This window comes from uncultured Chloroflexus sp., from assembly GCF_937951745.1.
GTDB lineage: Bacteria > Chloroflexota > Chloroflexia > Chloroflexales > Chloroflexaceae > Chloroflexus.
Genome location: NZ_CALFBQ010000046.1, coordinates 1 through 16,596, shown reverse-complemented (window position 1 = coordinate 16,596; position 16,596 = coordinate 1). Strand labels below are relative to the sequence as shown.

14 protein-coding genes and 1 pseudogene are annotated in these 16,596 nt (G+C 57.7%); 3 read left to right on the top strand and 12 right to left on the bottom strand.

Annotation, left to right across the window (positions count from 1 at the left end; genetic code table 11):
- Positions 1 to 142: 142 nt before the first annotated feature.
- From Q1A59_RS11225 to Q1A59_RS11200, 6 genes are all read right to left on the bottom strand, one after another.
- Entirely contained in the window at positions 143 to 2,179 is a 2,037-nt protein-coding gene (locus Q1A59_RS11225; RefSeq protein WP_298407060.1) for a S9 family peptidase, read from the bottom strand.
- Entirely contained in the window at positions 2,169 to 3,065 is an 897-nt protein-coding gene (locus tag Q1A59_RS11220; RefSeq protein ID WP_298407058.1) for an alpha/beta fold hydrolase, read from the bottom strand. Before Q1A59_RS11220 ends, Q1A59_RS11225 begins: the two co-directional genes overlap by 11 nt.
- A gap of 709 nt (positions 3,066 to 3,774) precedes the next feature.
- Entirely contained in the window at positions 3,775 to 5,871 is a 2,097-nt protein-coding gene (locus Q1A59_RS11215; protein ID WP_299644983.1) for a bifunctional diguanylate cyclase/phosphodiesterase, read from the bottom strand.
- Positions 5,872 to 5,917: 46 nt separating this feature from the next.
- The gene (locus Q1A59_RS11210) at positions 5,918 to 6,388 is read right to left on the bottom strand and encodes a response regulator (protein ID WP_298407200.1); all 471 of its coding nucleotides are present in this window, start codon (positions 6,386 to 6,388) and stop codon (positions 5,918 to 5,920) included.
- Positions 6,372 to 7,547 (bottom strand): ATP-binding protein, encoded by a 1,176-nt coding sequence (locus Q1A59_RS11205; protein WP_299644982.1) that lies wholly within the window; start codon positions 7,545 to 7,547, stop codon positions 6,372 to 6,374. Before Q1A59_RS11205 ends, Q1A59_RS11210 begins: the two co-directional genes overlap by 17 nt.
- Positions 7,548 to 7,565: 18 nt before the next feature.
- Entirely contained in the window at positions 7,566 to 8,501 is a 936-nt protein-coding gene (locus Q1A59_RS11200) for a PAS domain-containing protein (RefSeq protein ID WP_299644981.1), read from the bottom strand.
- Positions 8,502 to 8,779: 278 nt separating this feature from the next.
- Here Q1A59_RS11200 and Q1A59_RS11195 point away from each other — a divergent pair, with 278 nt between their 5' ends.
- From Q1A59_RS11195 to Q1A59_RS11185, 3 genes are all read left to right on the top strand, one after another.
- A complete protein-coding gene (locus Q1A59_RS11195) occupies positions 8,780 to 9,922 on the top strand; it encodes a hypothetical protein (RefSeq protein WP_298490586.1) in 1,143 nt (380 codons plus the stop codon).
- Positions 9,923 to 10,077: 155 nt separating this feature from the next.
- Positions 10,078 to 10,656 carry a M48 family metalloprotease gene (locus Q1A59_RS11190; protein ID WP_298407192.1) on the top strand — a complete coding sequence of 193 codons (579 nt, stop codon included), beginning with the start codon at positions 10,078 to 10,080 and terminating at the stop codon, positions 10,654 to 10,656.
- Entirely contained in the window at positions 10,631 to 10,873 is a 243-nt protein-coding gene (locus tag Q1A59_RS11185) for a hypothetical protein (RefSeq protein ID WP_298407189.1), read from the top strand. Before Q1A59_RS11190 ends, Q1A59_RS11185 begins: the two co-directional genes overlap by 26 nt.
- On the opposite strand, the gene Q1A59_RS11180 is transcribed toward Q1A59_RS11185, so the two are convergent.
- From Q1A59_RS11180 to Q1A59_RS11155, 6 genes and pseudogenes are all read right to left on the bottom strand, one after another.
- On the bottom strand, positions 10,841 to 12,322 hold the full coding sequence (locus Q1A59_RS11180; protein ID WP_299644980.1) for a nuclease domain-containing protein: 1,482 nt from the start codon (positions 12,320 to 12,322) through the stop codon (positions 10,841 to 10,843). The two genes, Q1A59_RS11185 and Q1A59_RS11180, sit on opposite strands and share 33 nt — an antisense overlap.
- The gene (gene corA / locus Q1A59_RS11175) at positions 12,313 to 13,278 is read right to left on the bottom strand and encodes a magnesium/cobalt transporter CorA (RefSeq protein ID WP_298407183.1); all 966 of its coding nucleotides are present in this window, start codon (positions 13,276 to 13,278) and stop codon (positions 12,313 to 12,315) included. The genes Q1A59_RS11180 and corA overlap by 10 nt, the downstream gene beginning before the upstream one ends.
- A gap of 4 nt (positions 13,279 to 13,282) precedes the next feature.
- Positions 13,283 to 13,888 (bottom strand): GNAT family N-acetyltransferase, encoded by a 606-nt coding sequence (locus Q1A59_RS11170; RefSeq protein WP_299644979.1) that lies wholly within the window; start codon positions 13,886 to 13,888, stop codon positions 13,283 to 13,285.
- Positions 13,889 to 13,953: 65 nt separating this feature from the next.
- A complete protein-coding gene (locus tag Q1A59_RS11165) occupies positions 13,954 to 15,297 on the bottom strand; it encodes an aspartate aminotransferase family protein (protein ID WP_298407177.1) in 1,344 nt (447 codons plus the stop codon).
- A gap of 108 nt (positions 15,298 to 15,405) precedes the next feature.
- Positions 15,406 to 16,179: an inositol monophosphatase family protein gene (locus Q1A59_RS11160; protein WP_298490583.1), complete on the bottom strand. Its 774-nt coding sequence runs from the start codon at positions 16,177 to 16,179 to the stop codon at positions 15,406 to 15,408.
- A 231-nt stretch (positions 16,180 to 16,410) separates the two neighbouring features.
- A pseudogene (locus Q1A59_RS11155) lies at positions 16,411 to 16,596 on the bottom strand (MFS transporter); the annotation flags it as partial.

Below are 16,596 nucleotides of genomic sequence, written 5' to 3'. Positions count from 1 at the left end.
CGCCGCTTTCGCGATGAATGCAGGCCAACGATCAGAGGCATTCTGGAGCATACCCCTGCGCTAGGAATTGCTTTGCGAGTGGGGGCAGAACACCACTCCCGACACTCACTCGCACCCCATACTGCCACCTACCTACCGGATGCTACTCCGCTATCCCCAACGCCGTCAAGATAAACGCATATTCCCACGCAAACTCTTCCAGCCGGGCGAAGCGACCCGAATGGCCGCCGTGTCCGGCTTGCAAGTTGGTGCGCAACAGCACCATCGTGTCATTCGTTTTGACCGTGCGCAGCTTGGCCACCCACTTGGCCGGATCCCAATAGGGTACCTGTAGGTCGTACAAGCCGGCAGTCGCCAGAATGTGCGGGTACGCCCCCGGTTTGAGGTTTAGATACGGATCGTAGGAACGCATCAGGCGGTATTCGGCCTCGATCGCCGGATTGCCCCATTGCTCCCATTCAGTGACAGTCAGCGGCAGATCGGATTTGAGCAGCGCGATCACGACATTGGTAAATGGCACGCCAGCCACTACGGCCTGAAACAGGTCGGGCCGGGCATTGACCACGGCGCTCATCAACAAGCCGCCGGCGCTGCGGCCACTGATGGCCAATTGGCGCGGCGTGGTGTAGCCCTCGGCGATCAGATGCTCGGCGCACGCGATAAAGTCGCTGAACGTATTTGGCTTGTGGAACATACGGCCCTGCTCGTACCACCGCCGGCCTAGCTCTTGACCGCCACGGATATGGGCAATCGCCACCGCAAAACCACGATCGATCAGGCTCAGCCGTTTGCTGTCGAACGAGGGATCGTAGCTGTAGCCATACGCGCCATAGCCCACTAGCAAACACGGGCCGCCCTTGCGCGGACGGTCGCGCCGGTAGACGATCGAAATCGGCACCTGCGCACCATCGGGAGCCGTCGCCGCTAACCGCTCGCTGACGTACAACGACGGATCGTAGCCGGAAGGAATCTCTTCCTGCTTAAGAACCTGCCACATACCGTTCGCCATATCGTATTCCACCACCGAGGTCGGCGTCACCAGTGAGCTGTAGTTCAGCCGCAACCGGCTAGTGCCAAACTCATCATTCACCTGCGGCCAACAAGTATAGACTGGCTCAGGAAAAGCGATGTACCGCGGATCGGCGCCGTCAGGTGCACTGATGCGGATCTGGCGCAAGCCGGCCCGCCGCTCATAGACGACCAGATAGTCAGCGAAACAGTCGAGATGGTCGATCAGCGTGTCGTCGCGGCCCGGCAACACTACAACGGCTGCGTTTGGATCGGCTACCGGCGCTTGCACCAAACGGAAGTTTTCGGCGCCATCGTTGGTGCGGATGTAGAAATAATCGCCGTGGTGGTCGACAAAGTAGTCAACGTTGGGCCGGCGCGGGTAGATGACGCGCCACTCAACGAAGGGGGCAGCGGTGGGCAGATAGCGCACCTCGGTGCCGCCATGGCTAAAGCAGGTCAACAATAGGTAAGCGCCAGAGCGGGTGCGGCGCAGACTAAGGCTAAACCGCTCGTCGGTCTCTTCGTAGATCAGTACATCTTCACTGGGAGAAGTACCCAGCACATGGCGATACAGGCGGTAAGCGCGATGGGCATGATCGAACACAGTATAAAAGAGGGTCTGATCATCCGCCCATGCTACATCGTCAACGTGATCGATCGGCGTATCGAGCAGCGCGCCGGTAGCGAGATCTTTGATGAACAGTGTGAAGATAATCGAACCGGTGGTATCAAGACCATAGGCGAGTAATTGTTGATTCGGCGACGGCTCGTAGGGGCCAAGCTGACAAAAGGCATGCCCGGCTGCAAGCGCATTCAGATCGAGTAACACCTCTTCCGGCCCATCGTCGCCTTCCGTCCGGCACATCAACGGATATTCCGCGCCGGTCTCAGTGCGCGCATAGTAGCGATAGCGGCCACGCGGCGCCGGCACCGACCGGTCATCCTCCTTAATCCGGCCACGCATCTCGGCGTAAAGCTGCGCGCGTAACGCCGCCGCCGGGGCCATCACCGCCTCGGCATATGCATTCTCAGCTTCAAGATAGGCAATCACCGCCGGGTCATCGCGGTTCTCCAACCACGCAAACTCATCGACGATCTCATCGCCGTGGAGCTGGATCACCACCGGTTTCCGCTCGGCTACCGGCGGGTTGATCGGTTCAACGCTCATAAGGTTTCTCCAATAACCAATTCGCCAACCGCGCAATCATCTCAGCGGAGGCATCTTCCAACACGTAATGACCGACGTCATCGAGCCGGGTGACTTCAGCATGCGGAAAACGGGCCAGCCAGCCGGCCAAAAACCGGTCATCAAAACACCAATCGCGCCCGCCCCACAAGATGCGCACCGGTTTATGACGTAACCTGACCAAGTCGCGATCAATTGCATCGACCATCGGCCATGTGGGATGGGCCGGATGCAGCGGAATATCCTGCACAAAACGCGCAATCGCAATCCGGTCAGCCGGAGTCTGGTATGGCCAGAGATAGCCGGCGCGCACTTCCGGCGGCAATGGTCGCGCCACCGCCATAACGGTTGCGGCAAGGGCGAAGGCATTAAGCTGGCGAATCGCCCACTCGCCAATCTTCGGCGTCTTACCGGCGGCAATCCGCAGCGGGATATGCGGCGAGAGGAACGCAGCCGTATTCAAAATGACGATCCGCCGCACTAATTCGGGATGGCGTACGGCCCATCCCATCCCAATCGCGCCGCCCCAATCGTGGACGACCAGATCGATCGGCCCCAGCTTAAGATACGCCAACAACTGTTCGAGATTGGCAATATGGTTGGCGAGGCAATAGTGATACTGCTGCGGCTTATCCGACAAGCCACAACCGAGATGATCCAGCGCGATGACGCGGCGTTGCCCGCGCAAGACCGTGATCAACCGCCGGTAAAAGAATGACCACGTTGGATTGCCGTGGAGCATAACAACCGGCGTGCCAGCACCTTCATCAACATAGCGCAACACACCGGCGGGTAGCGCATATTCACCAATAGCAAAAGGGAAGAGGTGACGGATAGGCGACCAGTCAATGGCACAATGGGCATCCATGCAAACAGCACTCCCAACCGAACATTTCGTTCCTCTCTGTGAGTATACACCGATAGCGTTGACTTGTCAGAAATGAAAGCTTCTTTAATATATACCCTACTCCCATACAGCCAGCAACACCGGTTGGCTCAGCCCAACCGCCAACGCGCCGGTCACCAGCGGATCGGGCAACAACAATGGCTTCCAGACCAACCCGGCCAACGCTTATGCCGATGGCGGCGGCGTTGCGGTTGACACCGACAGCGGTACCGGAACCCAGACTTCGTGTACGTCTCACCGCAAAGATCGCCACATCTATTGTGACTACAACCTAAGCATTCCCGCTGGCACAACCATCACGGGAATCACTGTGCGGCTCGACTCCTTCGCCGACAGCACCAACGGCAACCCGCGTATGGATGTCTAGCTCTCGTGGGATGGCGGTGTTTCATAGACGAGCGCGCACCCAACGGCAACCCTGACCACAAGTGAGACGACCTACCTGCTCGGCAGCGCAACCAACACATGGGGGCGCACGTGGAACGCGAGCGAGTTGAGCAATGCCAACTTTCGGGTGCGGATTACCAAATCGCTAGCAACACTACACGCGACTTCTCGCTTGACTGGGTGGCAGTGCGAGTGGATGATCAAGAATTAGCGAATCATACTGAAGCAACCAAGCCATACCCTGCTTTTGGGCAGTAGCAGGGTATGGCGACAACATTTAAGGTCAGAACAGTCTATCGCTACTCAACAACACCTGCGTAGCATCTTCAGCCGGTAAGGGATAGCCGATCAAATAGCCTTGACCATACTGACAGCCAACCGCGCGCATACGCTCGATTTGACCGGTGGTCTCTAAGCCCTCGGCGACCACTTCGAGATTAAGACTGCGGGCTAAATTCACGATCGCGCTGACGATGGCTTGCGAATGCTGCGCCTGTTCGAGTTGAACGATAAAATTGCGATCAATCTTGATCTGATCAATCGGTAATTGCACCAGATAACTCAACGACGAATAGCCCACGCCAAAATCATCAATCGCAATCTGGATACCATATTTGCGCAAGCGCATCAACACCGCCGCCGCATCACGGCTGTACTCCATCAAGACGCTTTCGGTCAATTCGAGCTTGAGCGCGGCTGGCGGCAACCGGTATTGTTCAAGCAGCCGGACAAGCCGAGAGTAGAGATCAGGCAGCATAAACTGGCGCGCCGACAAGTTGACACTGACTGACAAGGTCGCCACGTGGGGCAACATCCTGCGCCATTCCGCCAATTGCCGGCACACGTGTTCAAGTACCTGCCAACCAATAGCATCATTCAGCCCAGCTTCCTCGGCCACATCCAAAAATGCCGCTGGCGACAAGATGCCACGGGTTGGGTGCGCCCATCGCACCAATGCTTCAAATCCAACTAAGACGCCTGAGCGAATGTCAATAATGGGCTGGTAATAGACCCGAAACTCTTGTTGCATTACGGCCCGGCGCAATTCATTTTCGAGCGCCAAGCGAGCCTGCGCCGCTTCCCGCATTTCCGGCTGAAAGATCTCATAACGCGACTTACCGGCTGCCTTTGCCCGGTACATCGCAATATCAGCATCACGCAACACCTCTGCCGGCTCGTGATATTCGGCCGTACCAAATACAATGCCTATGCTAGCCGACAAATGAAAGAGCCGGCCCTCCAACTCAAGTGGACGGCTGAGCTGCTGCAAGATGCGCTCGGTAATCCGGATCGCCGCCGCTTGCGACTCGACATCATCCAGCAGCACAACAAACTCGTCGCCGCCTAACCGCGCGCACGTATCAACCGCGCGCAGACAACAGCGCAACCGCGAGGCGATGGCCATCAACAGATGATCGCCGACCGGATGGCCAAAACTATCATTCACAAACTTGAAATGATCGAGGTCAAGGAACAGCAGGGCATAATGATAGTTCGGGTTGCGCTGGCTGCGCTTGATCGCCAGTGCCAGCCGATCGCTCAGCAGTAAGCGATTGGGCAAGCCGGTGAGCGCATCGTGCAAAATGCCGTATTGCAGCCGTAACTCCATCAACTTGCGCTCGGTAATATCACGATAGTTGACGATCACCCCCTGCACCGCCGGATCATCAAGCCAATTGGAACCGGTGACCTCTAGCCAGCGCCAACTGCCATCGGCATGGCGCACGCGAAACTCAATCGTTGCCGATGCGCCGGCATGCTGGATCAGCTCGCCAAACACATGACGCACCCGCTCGAGATCTTCAGGGTGGATTAACGCAAAACCATCGATCGGCTGCGCGAGGAAGCCTTCAATCGGGTAGCCAACCAGATTGCGCGTCGAGGGGCTCGCGTAGTGAATGCGACCGTGGCGATCAACAATCGAGATCGCATCACTGCTCCGCTCGATCATCGCCCGAAAGAGTCGCTCGCTCTGTTGCAATGCCTGCTCGGCCTGGTGGCGCTCGATCAATAACCGCCGCTCACGCAACGCGCGCTCGGCGATCCGGGGCAAATCTAACAACGCTGCTGGCGTTTTAACCAGATAATCGAGCGCACCCGCCTTCAGCGCTGCCACCGCAATCCGTTCATTGCCATGGCTGGTCATCAATACGACCGGCAAAGACAATGGCCCCGTGGTAGCGCTCAACAACGCATCACCTTGCCCATCCGGGAGAAAGAGATCACAGATGATGAGATCGAACGTCTGTGCAGCTATATGCTGGCGCGCCTCACTCAGTGATGAGGCCAGCGTAAGCGTCACGTTACTTTGTGCGAAAGCCCGCCGCGCTAGTTCAACATGGCTTGGATCATCTTCTACCAATAAGAAATTGAGCGTCACTCTCCAGCACTCCCCCCGATATGGATTAGCTGATGATAGTTAACGACTAAGGTGTAGCAAGACTGTACCGATCGCCGAGCGTCTGATTCCAGTCTAACCAGTAATCGCCGAGATCGTTCAACATCCGCGTGAACTGTTGAAAATCCACCGGCTTGACCAAATAGCTATTCGCATAGCGTTGATAGGCAGCCTGCAAATCACGCTCGGCGCTCGAGGTGGTCACGACCACGACGGGAATATGGCGCGTCTCGGCGCGGGTCTTAATCTCTTGCAACACCTCCAAGCCACTCAGCCGCGGCAGTTGCAGGTCAAGCAACACGATATCCGGTTGAGGGCTGGTGGCCGGATCAGCGAACTGCGCGCGCCGCCAAAGATAATCGAGCGCCGATTCGCCATCGGTGACATGGATGATCCGGTTCGGAATCCGATGATCGTTCAATGTCCGTATGATCAGCTCAGTATGGTCGGGGTTATCTTCGACGAGCAGAATGATAGCTGGTTCAATGCTTGCTTTCATGAGAATTTATCCTCTCTGCAGGCGCTGAGGTTTGCAACGCCGTTGGCAACGTTAGATAAAACGTTGAACCACTCCCCAATCCCTCTGATTCTACCCATATTTTACCACCGTGCGCTTCCACAATCCGGCGCACGAGCGTCAACCCGATGCCAGTGCCTTCCACCCGCTGCTCAAGACGCTCAAAGAGACCAAAAATCCGCTGGGTATAGCGAGGATCGATGCCAATCCCATTATCCCGCACACTCACCAGCACAAAATGAGGCTCATCAGCAGCACGTGCTTCGATCCAGATCTGAGGGTTTGGCTGATCACCCATGAATTTGGCGGCGTTATCGATCAAGTTCTGAAACACTTCGCGCAAACGGGTGCGATCGCCGTAGATTTCCGGCAAATTCGGCGGGAGATGCAAGTAGACATTGCGTTCCGCCAATCTCCCGCTCACTGCGGCTGCCGCTTCACTAATCAGCAACCCAAGCCCGATGCGCTCCGGCGGATTGAGTTGCCGGCCTGCACGCGATAGATGCAAGAGATCTTCGAGCAATTGGTACATCCGATCCGCCGCTGAAATGATGCGTTGTAAATCGGATGGGATGCGTTCAAGCTTGCCGGCAGCGAGATCACGCTCGATATAACTAGCAAAGCCTTTAATCGTGATCAACGGGCTTTTCAAATCATGTGAAACCGTGTACGTAAACTGCTCTAATTCGGCATTGCGCGCTTCGAGTTCGGCGATCAACCGCTCGCGTTCAAGTTCGGCCCGCTTGCGTGCCGTAATGTCCATCCCCAATGCTTGATACTCAACCGGTTGCCCTCGCTCATCGAGCAGCAAGCGATTAACCCAGCGCTGCCAACCGATCGAGCCATCGGGATGCAACACTTCGTGCTCATGCTCAATCACCGGCTGAGTTGGGCTGAGTTTGGCAATCCCCTCTGCCACTAGCGCGCGTTGGGGAGGAGGAATGAGGTCGTAGAAGTTAAAACCAATCAATTCATCGCGGGTACGCTGAAACAATTGGCAATAGAGGTCGTTAACGAAGGTGAGCGTACCATCGGACTGAAAGCGGCAGACCATCGCCGGTAGATCATTTACGAGACTGCGATAATACAGCTCACTGCGCCGTAGTTCAGCTTCCATCGTCTTGCGCGCAGTAACATCCATTTGCAACCCATACATCCCTTACAGCGCACCCTCAGCGTTGATTATCGGTTGGCCGATGACGCGCAGCCAACGTAGGGTGCCATCAGGCAAGACAACCCGAAATTCAATCTCGAACTCAGCATGCCGTTGAACCGAACGATCAATCGCCGCTTGTAAGGCAGCGCGATCTTCAGCGTACACTTGCTCGCGCCAACGCCGAAACGTGAGCGTATCCGTCTGGGGATTCAGCCCCAACAACGGATAGTTTTCCGGCGACCAGCGCACTGTGCGAGAAGGTGCATCCCATTCCCACGCACCGGCGCGCGCCGCTAATAACGCCATTCGTAAGCGTTGCTCAGTGCGGCTCCGTTCGTTTATTTCCTGCTGCACCGCTAGAAACGCCGCTGACAATTGAATATCAACAATGACCAGAATGATACCGGTCAATAGTAAGATCACCAGCAACATTATCGCATACGCTAGCGAGGTGGTAAGCAGCGATCCCACCGGCAGATGTCCGGATACCTCCAACAACCAGAGCAGACCGATCGTGGCGGTAGTAGCTGCCATCGCTCCTATCGCACCGCGCCGGCCAAAGCTAATCCCGGCCAAGAGCGTCACAATAATGTAGTGTAATACCGCCGAACTCTGCACACCACCGGAAAATAGCGCTACCAAGGTAATTACCAGCCAAAGCACACTGCAGACCATCCCACCAGCGAGGTAGATCGCGCCACGCTGCACAAGCCAAGCCCCCCCACCAAACACGGCGGTCATAATGAGTGCAGCAATCAACGGAATCTGAGGTGTTGGGTAAAGCCAAGGAGTGATGAGCACGAATCCGCCCGCTATCACGGTGAAAAAGCCAAAAATGGGCAAGAGAAAGATCGCAACCCGCTGTCGATCGTCAGCAAAGAGCTGATTGAGTTGCTGGTCAGTCGGCCAGAATGTCGAAAGAAGCTGGCGGAGGTTCATACGGCTTGCTCGCGCCAAAATCGCTGTTAACACACTCCATTATATATCCGGTCACAGTTCAGTCAGATCTTATCGCGCATGCGAAAGATAGCGTATACTATGTTTGAGCGCGACCCATTCGCGAGCAACACGATTGTGGCAACCGCTGTGCCTAAGCGTCTAATACCAATGATGAAGTGGCCGCCTCCGCTATACACAATGGTTATTTACCAAATCTACGCAATACCCAACTCGTGAGACAATCCTTGCCTCAGACATCCTTCACTCGTAGGATCACTATGCGACATGTACTTTGGAGTGTGCTGTTCAGCATCGTGCTCGTCTCATGTAGCACAGTACCCGCGTTACCCACACCATCACCCATTCCCGAAGTCATCCAGCCCACACCCGGCGCACGGCTTTTACCGGCGCAGCTCTACGTCCTTGATCGCGGCCAGATTGCGCGGATCGAGTCCGATGGCGCGACTCGCCGCCAACTTACCCGCGAACGCATTGAGCTGGAGAGCATTCCGCCGATTAGTGATATGGATCTCCATCCGGTGGCTGGGTTAGTCTATGTGGTTGGCGCTGCGAAAGGGGATCGTTTAGTGCGCGCCACGCTTGACGGCAGCAATCCGCAGGTGATGTACTTTGCGGAAGGGCATCAACTCAGCGCCGTGCGCTGGTCGCCCGATGCGCAATTTATCTATCTCCGCTTCCAAAACAACCGCGAGGTACGCGATCTCCCCGACGGTCTGTACCGGTTGCCAGCCACCGGCGGCGACCTTGAACTGGTGCGCGCCGATGATCCGGTTGATGATCCGCTGAATCCAAGCCGTTCTATTCGTAGTTATGCCCCGTTTCTCTGGAATCCGGCAGGCGACACCCTGTTAGTAGCGTCATCTGCTGCCTTCTACGATGATTGTGAACTCGTGTTTTGGCAACCACAAAGTGAGGAGTTACGCCGGCCACGTGTTCCAGACGGCATGTATGGTTGGTGCGGCGAAGCAGTATGGCTTGGCGATAACCGGACGGCGCTGCTGTTAGTTGGGCCGCCGGAAGGTCCCGGTGTTTGGCAAGTTGACGTGCAAACGATGCAGGCTTCCCGTCTCAGCGCTATTAACGTGCTTGCGCGGGCGCCATTTCTCAACGGCTCTGACCTGCTCTTTGTCGCGGTTGAGCGGGTGAGTGACGGTTTCACCTTTACCCTGACTCGCCAATCGCCTGACGGTACCCTTACCAAGCTGCGCCCGCCATTTCGCGAAACGCCGTTGCTCATCCGTTGGGCGCCGGATGCGAGCGGCATTGTGGCATTGGTACGAACCGAGACCGGGACGGCATTACGTTGGTATCCGATTGGTGACCGCCCGGCTGTTGACCTGCCGCAAACCGATCGTGGGGTGAGTTGGTTGATGTGGGGGCCAATGCTGCCGCAGGGGTAGCAACCATCATCTAGGGACAAGTTGACAGGGTAGCGTTATGGGGGGAGGCATACGCTACAGCCTGACGCTCACTCTTGAGATGGCCGGCGTCGGGTTGCGCTATTGCTATTATTTGGGCTAGTTCGCCGTTCTTCAGCGCTAGTACCGTTCACACCTTGGCAATCATCGGTGCCGTGGGGCCGCCGTGCTATTCCTTGCTGGCATGGGTTGGGCCACCGGGAGGCAACCGGGTTATGCGCTGGAAGGTGCGCGGGCGAGCGCCAACCATTACTGAGCAAGCGATCCTTGCGGAAGCATTCCGCGTGCTTGCGAACCGCGGCATCACCCCACCTTGCTTCGTCTACGCTGTCGATCAGCCTGACCTCAATGCCAGTGCGATTGGCCATACCCTCTACTTACACCGCGATACGTACACTAGCCCGTATCTTCTTGCGATTCTCGCCCATGAACTGGGACACTACCATACCAGCGACGGGCGCCTCGCGCTGGCGCTGCATCGGTTGACGTTCCCCGGCGGTTGGCTGATGGTGTCATTCACGATACGCTTGACGCACGTGATCACGAGTTTGCTCAACCCCATCATGCGCCTGCTCGACGCGCTGAGCTATATCGTGCTGCGGGTCGAAATCGCTGTTCCTACCCGGATCGGCCAGTTTACCCAGTATATCTTCTCATTAGGGCTGATCACACTGGTTGGCGGGAGGTATTGTGGCTACTACGCCGCTCTGGCGTAGCTATATTCGCCAGCGCGAATTGGCTGCCGATCGATACGCCGCGCAGCATGGGTTTGCTCACGACTTAACCCTCTTCCTGCGCCAAGCCCGACTCGATGAGATGAATCTGCCATGGAACCAAGCTTCGTTCCATCCATCGGTGGAGGAGCGGTTGGCCGCCTTGCAGCCGTATCTGTCGCACTCTTCAGATGATGGCGTCAAGTATGCGATCTCGTAGCCACGCGGTTAAGGTGCGAGTCTGCTCTCCCGGTAGCAGCGGCAGCGCGGTGAGGCCGCTAGCATACACCACCGGCGCGCCGGATCCGGGGAATAGCAACGCCAACGCAGCAACTGCGCGGCTACCGTCATGATGGCCTATTCCGGCCAAATAGCTGTACCCCTCATCAATGGCGCTGGCCGGCAGCGCGCCTTCCTCGCTGCGATACTTGGCGTCGAGCACGATCAACCCCGGCGCGCGCCGCGGATGGGTGAACTCGATCGCTCCATCCGGCACTCGCACCCGATCGTCGAGCGAGCGGAACGGTTGACTATCCGGCGCATAGCGCGGTTGATAGCGTAATGCCAAGGTAGCACCCGTAGGATGCGCCAGCACGAGCAAAGGTTGCTGCGTCGTCAATTGCGCCGTCTGCCCGGCAAAGATGCTCTGATCGTGCACCTGCCAGTCGCTGAGGGACAGCAGATCCAACCCAACACGCGCCGCGCACCACGTCTCATAGAGGCGGGCCACCTCGCGCACCGGTATTTCCAGCAACTCCGGCGCCCACCCAACTCCCAACCGGCGCTGCATCAGCCGTTGGTAGGCGGCGACAATGCGCTCATCGCGGCTGCGTGGCCGCCACATCGGCCTCCCAATCAACGGCTGATTATTTACGTCAAATTGTAGACGCGCTGCGCGCAACCTCCCGATCACCATCACCAGCCGCACCCGCGCCTCAGCAGGCAACGGCATCACCAGCAACGCTTGCCCGTTCGCGATCAGCCGGTCGAGTACTTGGGCAGCCACTTGCCGGCCACGCTCAAGCGGATCGGGCCGGTACGCCTGCACCCCTACCCGATCAGGCCAACCGGCGGGCGGTAGCGGCGCAGCATCTGATGCGATCCGCCAGCGGGCCGGATCGGGCCGTTCGCGGAGCATGCCCAATTCGCGCGGCCCTTCCCATTGCCACCGGCGCTGGCGCGGTTGGCGCGCCAGCCGTTCCACTGCGGCGATCAGGCGTTGGGTCAGCGGGCCGGTCAAGAGCGCCGGCAGCGCCGCCCGATCAGGATAGCCGGACGCACCGCTGCCGGCAGCGTAGCGGCCACCGTTCAGGGCATGGGCAAGCGCCGGTGCCAATTGAACCAGATCGGCCAACAACGCAGCGTAACGGCGCGCATCGAGCAGGGAAGGAGCGACATGGACTGTGCCGCGCCATTCCGTAACCTGCGTTGCGGCGGTAATGGTCAAACGCACCGGATACACGCCAGCCGCCGCTGGCGCTTGCCAACGCCAGCGCCACATCGAGTCACCGGGGCGGAGAAACGGTTCGAGCGGTTCGCCATCGATTGCCAATTGCGCCGTCGCCCCTGCCGGCACCGCGCACGACCACTCAACCACGTTCCGCTCAGGCACAATGGGAGCTGCTGCCGGCACGCCATCGAGCAACAAGACCGGCCCGGCTACCACCATCGCCTCCGCTTGAAATAGATTGCCAGACCTAGCGCAATCGTCGCCATTAACCCTAGCGCAAAGGGATAGCCCCACGGTTGTTCTAGTTCAGGCATCAGCACGAAATTCATACCGTAGATTCCTGCCACCAGCGAGCAGGCCATCAGAATAATCGACCAGAGGGTCAACACCTTCACCAACTGGTTAAGCTGATTGCCCTGTAGTGACAGATAGCTATCGAGCGCGCTCGATAGCAAATCACGGTAGAGATCGATCGACTCGGTCACGCGCACCAAATGATCGTAGACATCGCGAACATAGGCCAATTCGCGGGGCTGAAAGATGCGAACCTCTTGGCGCAGCAAGACATTGAGCACATCGCGTTCGGGAGCGACAATCCGGCGGAAGAAGAGGAGATCCTTTTTGAGCATGAAGATATCATTCGCTACTTCTTGGCGGCCATACTGAAAGATTGCCGCTTCCACATCTTCGATCTGCTCGCCGATCTGATCAAGCACGACAAAGTAGTCATCAACAATGGCATCGATCAGCGCATAGAGCACACTGCTCACCTGATAGCCGGGCACATGACCATTTGCTTGCCAGCGGGCCAGCGTCTGCTCGATATGGCGTATCGGGCCGGGCCGGATGCTGACCAAATAGTTCGCACCAACGAATAGCGTGATCGGCAAAAAGCGCAATTCACGCTCGGCAGCATCGTATTCTACGCTGTAGAAAATGATCAGGTAATAACCGGGATAGGTCTCAATTTTTGGCCGCTCGTGCGCTTGCAACGCATCTTCGATCGCGAGCTGGTGAAAGCCAAACTCCTCGCGCAACAGGGCCAGCTCAGCCGGCGATGGCTGCTCGAGATCGAGCCAGATCAAGGTGCGCGGCTGCAAGAGCAAGTCGCTGATCTGATCGAGATCGGCAATTTGCTGCATGCTCTGGCGGTGAAAGACATTGAGCGAAACCATACCGCTACGCTTCCCACACAATCAACGCCGCGTGGGGCACCTTGCCGTCGCGGATATGATCGTAGAGCATGCCCCGCACAGTAAAGCCATTGCGCAACTGCGGCGTCAGAGTCGGATCGCTCAACCGGCCTGCCACCACTGCGGCTACATATTCTTCAACCGACATCTGGTCGCGGTAAGCAACGTAACCGGGCAACATCCCGCCGGCAACCATGCCGCGCAGACCAAGCCGGCGGATCAGCGCCTTGCGCGCATCGTAGAGCATGCGGCTGATACCGCGCCCACGGTAATCGGGGTGAACACTGATATCAGCGCCGTACAACCACTCGCCATTGGGATCGTGATAGCCAAAATTGCCGTGATCGACAATATCTTCAAACGTATGCGGCTTAAATACCTTATCGCCGCTGATGCGGAAGGTGCTACTCTGACCAACCACGCGATTACCGTCGAGCGCCACATGCTGGTCTTCGGGAAAGAGCCGCAAATGGGTAGCAAAGTTCTCGGCGCTGAAGTGATCCTCTGGGTCGAGGGTCGGAAAACAGACCCGCTGGTGAATGACCAACTGCGGGATATGGTCGGGTTGGGTTTGGACAACAGTAATCGGCATAGTAATCCCTGTACAGAAATATAAGTACGCGAGGGCGCATAACACTGCACCCTCACTTATTCGTACTACCCGCGCATTGCGCCAACCAAGACTTCCAGCCCTTCATTGAGCTGATCATCAGTAATCACGAGCGGCACCAACAAGCGAATACAGTTCACATATAGACCGGCCCGCATCGCCAGCACACCGCGTTCGAGGGCGCGACCCAGAATCGCCAGCACCTCTTCGGCAGCAGCCGGCGTGCGCTTACGCCGATCCTTCACCAGCTCGATCCCGATCATCGCACCCAAACCGCGCACATCACCAACCAGCGGATCGAGCGTATCATCGGCCAGCATCGGCTCAAAGTGAGTGCGGATCTGCTGCCCGATCACGTTAGCCCGATCCAGCAACCGTTCGCGCTCGATGATATCAATCGTCGCCAGTGCCGCCACACAGGCCAGCGGATTGCCGCCGTAGGTTCCGCCCACCCCACCGTAATGCGCTTTATCCATGACCCGCGCCCGCCCAATGGTCGCCGCTAGCGGCATCCCGGCAGCAATACTCTTGGCAGCCACAATGATATCTGGTTCAACGCCAAACTGCTCGATCGCAAACATAGTACCGGTGCGGCCAAAGCCACTCTGCACCTCATCGACAATCAGCAACGAACCATTGCGGTCGCAGAACTGGCGCAAGCGGCGCATAAACTCCACCGGCACCGGGATAAAGCCGCCCTCGCCTTGCACCGGTTCGATCAACACCGCCGCCACGGTTTCCGGGTCAACCCCAGCGATCTGCATCCGCTCAAACGCCGCCCAACACTGCTCAACCGCCTCCGCCTCGCTCATCCCCATCCGGTAGGCGTAGGGGAAGGGAGCGCGATAGATTTCAGGAGCAAAAGGGCCAAACTTCTTCTTAAAATAGGTGCGCGAGGTGAGCGAGAGGGTCAACAGCGTGCGCCCGTGATACGCACCATCAAAGACAATAATCGCCGGACGTCCGGTTGCAGCGCGGGCAAACTTTATCGCATTCTCAACCCCTTCGGCACCCGAATTAGCCAGCAACGTCTTGCACGGCTCGCTGATCGGTGCCAGCGCATTGAGCCGCTCGCACAACGCCACATACGGCTCGTAGGTACCGACTAGCGCCGACACATGGATCAACCGCTCAGCCTGCGCCTGAATTGCGCTCACCACTTCCGGCGGGCAATGGCCGACCGCCAAGGTGCCAATCCCGCTGACAAAATCGATCAAGGTATTCCCATCAACATCCGTCACCAACGCGCCGTGACCAGAAGCAATCGCAATCGGCGTCGCCCGGCCCAACCCAGCCACCACCGCAGCATCGCGGCGGGCCAGCAACTCACGCGAACGTGGGCCGGGAATTTCGGTGACAAGACGAATATGGCGCACGGCTGGCGCAGTCATACGACACTCCTTTGTGCATCTGCAAAAGCAATCTATTCGATACCCGTCATTATAACAAAAAGCGCGGCACAAGCCGCGCTGCAATCTCCCCACCCCCCATCTCCCCGCTCATGGCGTTATCCGCCGCACCCACGCGCAGACCTGCGCCACCTGTTGCGGATGACCAATCACCACCGCCGCCGGCAAACGCACGGTACGCAGCAATGTCAACCAATCGGGCAACTCACCCTCTAGCGGGCAGACCACACCACCGGCAGCTTGCACAATCACCCAGCCAGCGGCCACATCCCACACTTTTGCCCGCCCGATAATCGCCGCCTGCGCCTGCCCACGGGCTACATAACAACAATCAGCCGCCACCGACCCCAACACCCGCACTTTACCGGGATAGTGAATCGTATAGGCGCGATGAAACGTCGAAGGGATCGCAATCCAGTCATTAGGACTCGGCGGCTGCGGCGGCGCCACATGAATCGGCGTTTCATTCCAGAACGCGCGCCCACCAGCGACTGCCCAATAACAATCACCCAACACCGGCAGGTAGATCACACCGGCCACCGGCTGCCCGCACCGGATCACCCCAATCGACACTGCCCACATCGGTAAACCGGAGACAAACGAACTGGTGCCATCAATCGGATCGATGACCCACACATACTCGCGGTCGAGACCTTCCGGCTCGCGTTCTTCACCCATCACGCCGTGATCAGGATAGTGGGCATGAATCTGCTCGCGCAACCAATCTTCAATTGCGCGATCAGCCGCCGTCACCAAACTCTTATCGAGCTTACGTTCCGGCGACACCCGATTAAAATACGAGCGCAAAAGCAGCTCGCCGGCGCGCTGCGCCCATGCGCGCGCAAGCGCAATATCAATGTCCACACGAGCCTCCGCCAGTATAGCGCCACAGCTTTCGTCTGCTGCGGTGCGTTATCTCATTGTACTACCAATATGAAATGGCGGAAACTATCAGCGGCGCAACCAGACCACCCAAATTATTTAGACCTACTAAACGATATTCGTTTAGGCAGGGCGCATCGCGAGCAGATAGCACCGTAACAACGCCCCATCTACGGCTAACAGACCAAGCGGGATCAGCTCAAGCGACCCCCACTAGCCAACAACCCCCATTCCAACTGGGATCAGCGCCGTCCCAATCTCGGTCGCGGCCATCTGTATGCCAATCGTATGCGCCGCAAACTGTTCACCGACCCGGCCATCATCAGCAACTTTACGATTGGCGCTCAATTTCAAATCAACAGGTTTCAGTGCTCTACCGTGAGCCGAAATTGTTGAAAT